At 42.5% G+C, this 252-nt stretch carries 1 protein-coding gene; it reads right to left on the reverse strand.

The window, feature by feature from the left end:
• Positions 1 to 252, reverse strand: a 252-nt coding sequence (locus SB756_RS32890) for a methyl-accepting chemotaxis protein (RefSeq protein WP_410913614.1), incomplete at both ends; no start/stop codon positions are given.

Genomic DNA, 252 nt, shown 5'->3' on the forward strand with positions numbered 1-252 from the left:
TGCAGAGTTTTGCAGTTGTGTAATCATTAATTGGATCTCATCAGTACTTTGCTGGGTTCTGGTTGCTAAGTGACGTACTTCATCAGCTACAACAGCAAACCCTCTTCCTTGTTCTCCCGCTCTTGCCGCCTCTATAGCCGCATTTAGTGCTAATAAGTTTGTTTGCTCAGATAACCCTTTTATAACGTCTAAAATACTACCAATTCCCGTGGTTTTATCTTCTAGCTCGGTGAGCACCTGTTCAACTTCTTG

The organism is Pseudomonas sp. SIMBA_068 (assembly GCF_046534705.1).
GTDB classification, from domain to species: Bacteria; Pseudomonadota; Gammaproteobacteria; order Pseudomonadales; family Pseudomonadaceae; genus Aquipseudomonas; species Aquipseudomonas putida.